This is a genomic window from Streptomyces albidochromogenes (assembly GCF_005981925.1).
In the GTDB taxonomy this organism is placed as follows: domain Bacteria; phylum Actinomycetota; class Actinomycetes; order Streptomycetales; family Streptomycetaceae; genus Streptomyces; species Streptomyces albidochromogenes.
This window is the reverse complement of sequence record NZ_VBVX01000694.1, coordinates 1-764: the sequence shown is the minus strand read 5'-3', so window position 1 is coordinate 764 and position 764 is coordinate 1. Positions and strand designations below refer to the sequence as shown.

Below are 764 nucleotides of genomic sequence, written 5' to 3'. Positions count from 1 at the left end.
CTTGGCGGCGGCGACCAGGCGTTCGGGGGCGGGAAGTTCGCCGATGGGCAGCCAGGGGGTGACACGGGCGTAGAAGCACAGCTCGGACTTGTAGACGTTCCCGATGCCGGCGAGATTGCGCTGGTCGAGGAGGGCCTCGCCGAGGGGGCGCTCGGGGGTCGAGAGGAGCCGGCGGAGCGCTTCGTCGGGGTCCCAGTCCGGGCCGAGGAGGTCGGGGCCGAGGTGGCCGACGACCTCGGCCTCGTCCTGGGTGCGCAGGAGTTCGAGCACCGGGAGGCGGTAGCCCACCGCGGTGCGCTCGTCGGTGCCGAGGATGGCGCGGATCTGGTGGGTCGGGCCGCCGCGCCACCGTTCGGTGGGGGCGTAGACCTTCCAGGCGCCTTCCATGCCGAGGTGGGAGTGGAGCGTGAGGCCGCCCTCGACGCGGGTGAGGAGGTGTTTGCCGCGCGGGGTCACGTCCAGGACGGTGCGGCAGGTCAGGTCGGAGGTGGCGAATCGGGGGACGCGGAGGTCGGCGCGGGTGAGGGTGTGCCCGGCCAGGGCGGTGTGCAGGCGCTGGGCGGCCTGCCAGACGGTGTCTCCTTCGGGCATGGGTCCATGATGCGGTGGGTCGGGTGGGGTGCGGGTTCTTCGGGGCGGTTCGGTCGTACCGCGTGGTGGGGCTGCTCGGTCGTACCGCGTGGTGGACGGCGGGCCGGGCTTGCCCGGCCTGGCCGGGCGCGTGTTCTCCTCGCGCCACCGGTGTGGTTGTCCAGTGGTCCGGG

Annotated in this window: 1 protein-coding gene; it reads right to left on the bottom strand. The window is 73.6% G+C overall.

Annotation, left to right across the window (positions count from 1 at the left end; all coding sequences use genetic code 11):
• Nucleotides 1-591, bottom strand: a 591-nt coding sequence (locus tag E2E34_RS34805) for a DNA-formamidopyrimidine glycosylase family protein (protein ID WP_138905780.1), incomplete at its 3' end; no start/stop codon positions are given.
• Nucleotides 592-764 lie beyond the last annotated feature (173 nt).